We start from the raw sequence: 8,032 nt of genomic DNA, 5'->3' as shown, positions 1-8,032 counted from the left end.
ACCTGTTGACAAAGTGCTAAACCTTGATTCCAAGCGTGTCTGGCTACTCCTGCGTGTTGCGCCAGTAGTAGTCGTTGTTGCTTGTTAACTTTGAGTTGAGTTTTGAATCCTAGTAGCATACAGTAATTTTACTGCAATTTTGTCACCAAGCGAAAAGATGACAGGAAATTTTGAGCGCATGTGAGTATTTATGAGTATTAGTTAAGAAAACAGTAACTAGCTACTAACCCTTGACCCAGGAAAATCTACATTCCTGACCTGGACAGGTAAAATTTACAGTTTTATCCCCGGTGAAAACAGAAAACTGCTATTTAAAATATCGGGAGTCAGTGTCAGTAGGTGCCTTCCCACAGCACAAGATAACTGGGATTTTACTTCTAGGGAACTTACTTACTATTTAAGTCCCCAAACGGGGAAGATTCTGCGCCTCTGGGAAAATCCCTGGACAGGTGAAACAGTACCTGTTATGCATGTAGCAAATAATCCGGTACAGGGAAAATTTCAAGGTAAATTTCCCGCGCAAGTTGAGGGAGATACTACAACTTTTGTTTTTGATATTTTTCCTACCTATCCTAATCCCTTGGGCGCAAATCCCAAGTTTGCTGAATATAGCCCATATCCCATTTATCAGGCTTCGGAACTATTTAAGTTGGCTGTAAGGTCACTGATTTTACACACTTACCCTGCTTACTTCAGGATGAAATTAATACTCGTGTTCCTCTGTACAAGGAAGCCCCAAATGCTTTGTTAGATGCTGAGGATATGACCTCGTGGCCGTACTTTCAAAAACACTTTCAGGCTTACCTGGCTGGTGCAATTTTCCCCTTACCCGAAGCCGAAAGGTTATAATCGTTAAAATTTCTGCATATTGTGACTCTTGGGGTCAAAGCCCCTAGAAAACCGCGTGCTCTCATCATAGCAAGCCCCAGTTAAATCAGCTCCATACAACTTGGTTAAATTCAATTTCGCCCCCCGGAGATTCGCCTGGGTCAGTTTCACTCCAGATAAGTTAGCCCTGGTTAAGTTGGCTCGCGCTAAATTGGCTTGACTCAGGTCTGCTCCCCACAGTTTGGCTTGGGCTAGGTTGGCTTGACTCAGATCTGCTCCCCACAAGTTAATTCCCGGTAGGTAGGCGGCTATGAGCTTGACTCTACTTAAGTGGGCAGCGGGGAAATACCTCTGGCCTGCGTTATAAAGTCTGATTAGTTCGTTAGCATCCATGAGTTTCTTGTGTGAAATCTCTATTTCTAGGATAGTCTGCAATGGTTTTTAACGCAGAGGGGCGCAAAGGTACGCAAAGGTACGCAAAGGTTATTTTTTCAGGGAGATTACTTCAAAATCAAAGGCACCAATTAGGCGGTTATCAATGTAAACCTGTATTTGATGCTGACCACCAGGATCTCCAGGAACCATTGTCCAAAAGTTATCAATAGTACCGTCAGTAGTATACACTGTCCGGGTTGTTACAGCTTGCATACTATCAGCTGATAAGGACAAGCTTTCACCATCCTCTGTAGCCCATGTTTCTGGAGGTTTTGGCAATCGCAGCACTTCTCTCCATGTCACCTGACCTCGGTAATTCTTTAGTTGAATCCTCCATCCGTATTTACCACCTTGGTATAATAATACTCTGGTTGTCGGAGTAAAGTTACTTTGACCTTGGGGGTCAACTCTGAGTACTCCAAACTCTGCTTTACTGGGGGTAATCAGTTGCCTGCTGCTGGAGTGATGGGACTCTCTACCATTATCTGCTAAAGAAGGCAAGGCTGTAGACGCTATGAACCCACATATCAAGATGGAAGATGTTATTACAATCCTCCCAGCCCAATTTCTATTTACCACAGCAAATCTTTTTGGTCGGTTACTGCTATATATTCATCTATTCTACTTGGTTTCCGGGGTCATTACCACAATAATTCCGAATCAAGGCGACAGGTGTATTTCCAAAATGACTATGTACAGAAATTTTTGTAACCATTCTGTACCAGGGAACACCGGAATACAAAAATATTCTGTATAGGGGTTTATAAATGGTTTACATAAATTACATGACATTGCCGTTATGAACATTACTATATATGGATAAGTTGCCGGAAGTATTTTCTCAATAAATAGTTATCATCAGTAATGGTCTATCTATTGTTAGTGTGAGTTGGCAACATATAATTTTACTTATATGACCTATCTAATATTTATTTAATAATTACCTGTTGCCCACCACAAGTGTTGAATGTTAAGAAAGAGGTGATAAAAATAGCCCAAAATATGGTAAATTTTGGGCGAAGGATTAAAATAAATTAATTGATAATGATTATAAATTCATTTCCCAAGATTGTCAAAGACATCCTCAGACCGTTGCCAAAAATGGAAGACCCCGAATACTATAAACTGCGTAACTATGCCCTAGATTTTCTCTTTAACAGATTTGCTCACGATGATGTGGGTTAATTTTGTTCAAAGTTGTGTTTCTGATTGTTGCACCTGTTCACCAGGACTAGGGAAGGAAACTGGATCAAGGGATGGACTAGGGGAATTTAACTGCGGTTGTTGCGATGACGCTTCCATATTGCTATCACTGAAGTAGGAGCCAACAATCTTGTCATAGTTAGAAGCAACTGCTAAAAATACGCCACCTAAAATATAAATGGGTAGGGGAAGGTTGAATTTTTTTAACCAGTCAAACAGTTCTGCTACAGCAAATAACAATAAAAAACAAGCCAGCCAAACCCTCATTTTTCTCTCCCCTGTGTGCAACTGTATTTTTAGGGTGAGGGCAAATACTCACCCTGATTTATTGGTTAAATATATCACGTTGTTTTTAAGCCGGTTTATGAGCAATAAAATACTTGCTCATGAAGTGTACCTGGGTGGAAATATTCTCAAAACCAGCTTGCTCTAAACGTGCTACTAGGTCATCATGTGTATAATCCCGATAGTAAGGTTCATGAAACAGTAGGGGGAAAGATTCCATGTTTACAGCAAATTCAGGTGAGTCACTCATTTGAATAGAATCACAAATGACAAACACTCCCCCGGGTTTTGTGACTCGGAAACATTGTTCAATCACTGTTTGACGCACTTTTGCTGGTAACTCATGGAAGAGGAAGACGGAAGTTACCCCATGGAAGTAGTTGTTTAAGTAGGGTAACTCTTCAGCGTTAGCTTGTAAGAGTTGGGGTAACTCTCCAGGAATTTCCGAGAGTTGTTGATTGGCTTTGCGTAAATATGCTGGTGATAAGTCCACACCATACAAGGATGCTTGAGGTAGAGACCCCCGGAGCATCCTTAATGTTCTTCCAGTCCCACAAGCTACGTCTAAAACACGTATTTGTTTTGCTGGTAGGGAATTAAAGGCTTTTAACCCCTGCTTTAAAGGGGACAGTATCCGCCGTCGCATGGGGTCAGCTGTGCCACTAAACAGGATTTCTACCTGTAAATCATATAGGTTGGCGGAATTGTCGCTTAAATAGCCGTTGGTTTGGTTATGGAAGTTCTGCACATAGTAGCTGGGATAACCATCTGTTTCTATTTCTGGGGAAAATTCTTGATGTTTTTTTTGTGCAGACCGCTCCCAGATTTGCGGTAGCTCTAGGCATACCATGGGATAGTAACGGAAAAAATCCGACCATGGGTGATAAAATAGCAGGCTTTCGGGATATACTCCTTTTTCTGTATCTTGCCAATCTGTTTCTAGTAACTGATTTATTCTTTGCTGTAGTTTGAATAAAACCTCCTCAGTTATGGGTTTCCCCCTTTGTCCTAGGGTGGGATGAATCAGATTCATCAGCCTTGAACTTAAAGTTTTGTGAATTACACCAAAATAAGTTTTACCTTGTTGAAAGGCTTGATAACTCAGCTTAGTTAAAGTCTCAGACATGAAAATACTCGGGTATTGAAGGGGATTTATTACTTTTCTCAATTATATGTAAAAAATTGTAACGAACAAAACTCTCTGTGTGAGATCATGGCTAACTGGACAAAATGTAAATTTTTGTAAATAAAGTCCAATTCTGTAACCAAAGTTACAGAATTGTTGTTAATATAGTGGAGTAGTAAATGACCATTGATTACGAGAACCATAAGGGGGACTGTGTTATGTCTATTCAAGATAGAAGTCGGATGTTGGCCATGCGTCAATATCAACAAGTGAAAAACCGTCAGCAGTCGATGCTAATGCGTGCGGCACAAGAACTCGGTCTTCCTGAAGAATTATCGGAGTACTGGAGTCCCATTCAAGGGAAAATTGACCCCACCACGCGCTTAATTTATGAAAGTAGCCATGCTGCTATGAGCTAGTCTCAAGATGATTAAAGTTCCTGTCTACCAAATTTTTGACTGTGATTAGTAAAAAAAAGCCACCCTAGCAGGGTGGCTAAATGTTCACTGCTAAATTAAGTTAGCAGTCGTAATAGAGGTAAAACTCATAGGGGTGAGGACGTAGCTGCATCTGCTTAACGTCATTAGCTAGTTTGTAGTCAATCCAGTTTTGGATGAAGTCTTCTGAGAAAACGCCTGTTTCTGTCAAGAAAGCATGATCATTTTCTAATGCTTCCAATGCTAATTCTAGGGAACCCGGAGTTGAAGGAACTTTCGCCAGTTCTTCTGGAGAGAGTTCATAGATGTTTTTATCTAAGGGTTCACCGGGATGAATTTTGTTTTTGATACCATCTATACCAGCGCAGAGCATGGCTGCAAATGCTAGGTAGGGGTTAGAAGTAGCATCAGGACAACGGAATTCTAAGCGCTTGGCTTTGGGGTTGTCGCCAGCTAAGGGAATCCGTACGGAGGCAGAACGGTTACCTTGAGAGTAAGCTAGGTTAACCGGTGCTTCATAACCAGGTACTAGGCGCTTGTAAGAATTAGTTGTGGGGTTGGTGATGGCTAAAAGTGCGGGTGCGTGCTTGAGGATACCACCAATGTAGTACAGGCCCATTTCACTCAAACCAGCATACTTGTCACCAGCAAATAGAGGTTTGCCATCTTTCCAAATGGATTGGTGACAGTGCATACCAGAACCATTATCGCCAAAAATTGGCTTGGGCATAAAGGTTATGGTTTTGCCGTATTTCTTGGCAACATTCTTGATGACGTATTTATAAGTCATCAACCAGTCAGCTGCTTGTATTAGTGTACCAAAGCGGAAACCTAGTTCGCACTGACCACCGGTGGCGACTTCGTGGTGTTGTTTCTCAATGGGTACGCCACAATCTCTCATGGTCAGTAGCATTTCGGTACGGATGTCTTGGAAGCTATCCGCGGGTGATACTGGGAAGTAACCTTCTTTGAAGCGTGTTTTGTAACCCAAGTTGGGGCTTTCTTTTCTCCCAGTATTCCAAGCACCTTCTACTGAGTCTACATGGTAGTAGCCTTCATGGGCGTTTTGGTCAAAACGGACATCATCAAAGATAAAGAATTCTGCTTCAGGCCCAAAGAATGCTGTATCACCAAGTCCGGTAGAAACTAAGTAGTCGATCGCCTTTTGAGCAATCACACGGGGACAACGGTTGTACCATTCCCCTGTCCGCGGTTCTTTAATACTACAAACTATACTTAATGTTGGCTCTGTCATGAAGGGGTCGATCCAAGCTGTGTTGGAGTCGAGTACCATCATCATGTCTGATTCGTTGATGCTTTTCCAACCCCGAATGCTGGAACCGTCAAAGGGTACGCCATCTGAGAAGGAACTTTCATCGATTTGGTCATGGTACATAGTTAAATGTTGCCAAGTACCTAGTGTATCGATGAATTTCAGATCAATCATCTGAATTTTTTGGTCTTGAATCATCTTCAAGACTTCTTGTGGGGTTGTCATTTTTACTCCTTCTCTACCAATTTCCTAAAGTAAAACTAGAATCTTCCAAAGCATCCTCACCCAGATGATCTGAATTAAGTTGTTGATGACACACTTGGAATATCATAAATCCTGGACATTAAAGAATTTTGTAGTTTTTGTTACAGCTTATCTGGATTACAGGTTATATTAACCTTTTCCGGAACATCTGCACAAAACTTAAACTTCATCTCATCAGGGGTCAACTTTGGCATAAAATCCTTAATTAGCGGGTAATCTGTTTTTGTGCGGCATTTTATTTTAATTAGAATGGCACAAAAATTTACCGGTGCATGACTGCAACCAAATTAATATCAAAAGATAGCATTTATTGGGAGAAGAAAGAATGCGTGATGCAGTAACAACCTTGATTAAGAATTATGACGTTGCTGGAAGGTATTTTGACCGGAATGCGATCGACAGTTTAAAATCTTACTTTGAAAGTGGTACGGCACGGGTACAAGCTGCTGCTGCGATTAACTCTAATGCGGCGGCCTTGGTTAAACAAGCTGGTTCTAAGTTGTTTGAAGAACAACCAGAGTTGATTCGTCCCGGCGGAAATGCTTATACAACCCGTCGTTATGCGGCTTGTCTGCGGGATATGGATTATTATCTGCGCTATGCTACTTATGCCCTGGTTGCAGGTAACATGAATGTTTTAGATGAGCGGGTACTCCAAGGACTGCGGGAAACTTATAATTCTTTGGGTGTACCTATTAGCCCTACGGTTTTTGGTATCCAGATTCTCAAGGGTTTGGTTAAGGAACAAGTTGCAGCTGCTGGTATTGCTGATACTAGCTTTGTTGATGAACCTTTTGATTATATGACTCGTGAGTTGAGCGAGCAGGATGTTTAGAAATTAATTTTTGAATCAGGGATAATATAACCACCGCACTTTGGCTTTTTTGACAAGGTGCGTTTATTGTTTTTAATGTGACATGAGAACCCAAATTTACAATGATTTAGGAGAGTTAATTTAATTGGTGAAGCAGCGACTTGATACGCTATTAGTAGAGTTAAATTTATGTAGTTCCCGCGCTTTAGCACAGCGCTTAATTCAAGCAGGGGAAGTAACGGTTAATCAGCAGATGGTAGATAAACCAGGGACGGAGGTTGATACTACTGCGGAAATTAAGGTAAAACAGCGATCGCGTTTTGTGTCTCGCGGTGGGGAAAAACTGGCTAAAGCTTTAGAATTATTTACAATCCCCGTGGAGGGTCGCATCTGTTTAGATGGGGGTATTTCTACCGGTGGTTTTACTGATTGTTTACTCCAAGCTGGGGCGAAAAAAGTTTACGGTATAGATGTGGGTTATGGTCAAGTTGACTGGGGTTTAAGAAATGACCCGCGGGTGATATTAAAAGAACGTACTAATTTACGTCATCTTACACCCGCAGAGTTATATACTGATGAGCAAATACCTGATCTGGCGGTGGTGGATGTATCGTTTATCTCCCTAACCAAGGTTTTACCAGCTTTGTGGAAATTAACCCAATGTCCCCGGGATGTAGTATTACTAGTTAAGCCACAGTTCGAGGTGGGAAAATCCCGTGTAGGTAAAAAGGGTGTTGTCAGGAACCCTGATGACCAAGCTGATGCTGTTTTCCAGGTGTTACAAGTGGGTTCTCAATTGGGATGGAAGTATCAGGGCTTAACTTGGTCGCCTATTACCGGCCCAGCTGGTAATATTGAGTATCTTCTCTGGTTAGGAATGGATGGGGAAACACCACCGCCTGATTTAGATATAATTCAGCAAATGACAAAATCAGCCATGGTAGATTTTCGGAGAGTTTAAACGTCGTAAATAAGACACTCTAGTGCGTCTGGATGTTTTTCACAGTAGGTTTCTAGAGCAGTTTTGCGGTGTCGTTGAGCTTGTTGCTGATGGGCTTTTTCTGCTTGTAGTTCTTCGACGATATCCCACGCTACAGCACAGCTGGCGGAATTGTCTCCTTGAGTTTCGCAGGTTTGACGAGCTTCCACAATAGATTCTAGGATAGCTTCATCTAGGGTTTTATTGCCGGAGTTAACAGCAGATTGAACAGCTTCTAGGGATGTTGTCATGATATTTTCACCTTGATTGATGAATATTGACTGTTAGCTTTATAGGACTTCAAAAGCTTATATTTCTAGTGTAGATAAGCTGATGAAAATGGTTTGGTAGTGAATCCCCGTCTGGAGGTAAAAAGCCAAAAATATCA

The 8,032-nt window shown here is 41.6% G+C and carries 11 protein-coding genes and 1 pseudogene; 5 read left to right on the top strand and 7 right to left on the bottom strand.

Translation table 11 applies throughout. From position 1 onward, the window contains the following. Positions 1-119, bottom strand: a 119-nt coding sequence (locus NWP22_RS13450) for a helix-turn-helix domain-containing protein (protein ID WP_271734775.1), incomplete at its 3' end; no start/stop codon positions are given. Positions 120-226: 107 nt separating this feature from the next. Between NWP22_RS13450 and NWP22_RS13445 the strand changes: the two are divergent. Further along, positions 227-849: pseudogene (locus NWP22_RS13445) on the top strand (DUF1838 family protein); the annotation flags it as partial. Between the two features lie 3 nt (positions 850-852). Here NWP22_RS13445 and NWP22_RS13440 read toward each other — a convergent pair. Together NWP22_RS13440 and NWP22_RS13435 are read right to left on the bottom strand one after the other, a co-directional pair. Then, entirely contained in the window at positions 853-1,221 is a 369-nt protein-coding gene (locus tag NWP22_RS13440; protein WP_271734751.1) for a pentapeptide repeat-containing protein, read from the bottom strand. Positions 1,222-1,311: 90 nt separating this feature from the next. Continuing rightward, complete coding sequence (locus tag NWP22_RS13435; RefSeq protein ID WP_271734753.1) at positions 1,312-1,842, bottom strand: hypothetical protein; 531 nt, start codon at positions 1,840-1,842, stop codon at positions 1,312-1,314. Positions 1,843-2,307: 465 nt separating this feature from the next. Here NWP22_RS13435 and NWP22_RS13430 point away from each other — a divergent pair, with 465 nt between their 5' ends. Next, the gene (locus NWP22_RS13430) at positions 2,308-2,448 is read left to right on the top strand and encodes a hypothetical protein (protein WP_417006618.1); all 141 of its coding nucleotides are present in this window, start codon (positions 2,308-2,310) and stop codon (positions 2,446-2,448) included. A gap of 6 nt (positions 2,449-2,454) precedes the next feature. Here NWP22_RS13430 and NWP22_RS13425 read toward each other — a convergent pair whose 3' ends face one another. Further along, a complete protein-coding gene (locus NWP22_RS13425) occupies positions 2,455-2,733 on the bottom strand; it encodes a hypothetical protein (RefSeq protein ID WP_271734754.1) in 279 nt (92 codons plus the stop codon). Positions 2,734-2,818: 85 nt separating this feature from the next. Next, positions 2,819-3,877 carry a class I SAM-dependent methyltransferase gene (locus tag NWP22_RS13420; RefSeq protein ID WP_271734755.1) on the bottom strand — a complete coding sequence of 353 codons (1,059 nt, stop codon included), beginning with the start codon at positions 3,875-3,877 and terminating at the stop codon, positions 2,819-2,821. Positions 3,878-4,095: 218 nt separating this feature from the next. Here NWP22_RS13420 and gifA point away from each other — a divergent pair, with 218 nt between their 5' ends. Next, entirely contained in the window at positions 4,096-4,296 is a 201-nt protein-coding gene (gene gifA, locus NWP22_RS13415) for a glutamine synthetase inactivation factor IF7A (RefSeq protein WP_200989377.1), read from the top strand. 100 nt (positions 4,297-4,396) lie between these two features. Here the strand turns inward: gifA and glnA are convergent, their stop codons facing one another. After that, the gene (gene glnA / locus NWP22_RS13410) at positions 4,397-5,812 is read right to left on the bottom strand and encodes a type I glutamate--ammonia ligase (protein ID WP_271734756.1); all 1,416 of its coding nucleotides are present in this window, start codon (positions 5,810-5,812) and stop codon (positions 4,397-4,399) included. Between the two features lie 364 nt (positions 5,813-6,176). Here glnA and apcB point away from each other — a divergent pair, with 364 nt between their 5' ends. Then, positions 6,177-6,686, top strand: a complete 510-nt coding sequence (apcB, locus tag NWP22_RS13405) for an allophycocyanin subunit beta (RefSeq protein ID WP_271734757.1) — start codon at positions 6,177-6,179, stop codon at positions 6,684-6,686. Positions 6,687-6,810: 124 nt separating this feature from the next. Next, a complete protein-coding gene (locus tag NWP22_RS13400) occupies positions 6,811-7,626 on the top strand; it encodes a TlyA family RNA methyltransferase (protein WP_271734758.1) in 816 nt (271 codons plus the stop codon). Here NWP22_RS13400 and NWP22_RS13395 read toward each other — a convergent pair. Then, entirely contained in the window at positions 7,623-7,895 is a 273-nt protein-coding gene (locus NWP22_RS13395) for a Calvin cycle protein CP12 (RefSeq protein ID WP_271734759.1), read from the bottom strand. The genes NWP22_RS13400 and NWP22_RS13395 overlap by 4 nt on opposite strands. Positions 7,896-8,032: the final 137 nt, after the last annotated feature.

Origin of the sequence: Anabaenopsis tanganyikae CS-531, assembly GCF_029891675.1 — a bacterium.
Classification (GTDB): Bacteria; Cyanobacteriota; Cyanobacteriia; order Cyanobacteriales; family Nostocaceae; genus Anabaenopsis; species Anabaenopsis arnoldii.
The sequence above is the reverse complement of the archived record's forward strand: the minus strand, read 5'-3'. Positions and strand labels throughout refer to the sequence as shown.

Coding starts and splice junctions, on each gene's coding strand:
- apcB (WP_271734757.1), top strand. CDS start 6,177: ATGCGTGATGCAGTAACAACCTTGATTAAGAATTATGACGTTGCTGGA.
- glnA (WP_271734756.1), bottom strand. CDS start 5,812: ATGACAACCCCACAAGAAGTCTTGAAGATGATTCAAGACCAAAAAATT.
- NWP22_RS13440 (WP_271734751.1), bottom strand. CDS start 1,221: ATGGATGCTAACGAACTAATCAGACTTTATAACGCAGGCCAGAGGTAT.
- NWP22_RS13395 (WP_271734759.1), bottom strand. CDS start 7,895: ATGACAACATCCCTAGAAGCTGTTCAATCTGCTGTTAACTCCGGCAAT.
- NWP22_RS13425 (WP_271734754.1), bottom strand. CDS start 2,733: ATGAGGGTTTGGCTGGCTTGTTTTTTATTGTTATTTGCTGTAGCAGAA.
- gifA (WP_200989377.1), top strand. CDS start 4,096: ATGTCTATTCAAGATAGAAGTCGGATGTTGGCCATGCGTCAATATCAA.
- NWP22_RS13420 (WP_271734755.1), bottom strand. CDS start 3,877: ATGTCTGAGACTTTAACTAAGCTGAGTTATCAAGCCTTTCAACAAGGT.
- NWP22_RS13430 (WP_417006618.1), top strand. CDS start 2,308: ATGATTATAAATTCATTTCCCAAGATTGTCAAAGACATCCTCAGACCG.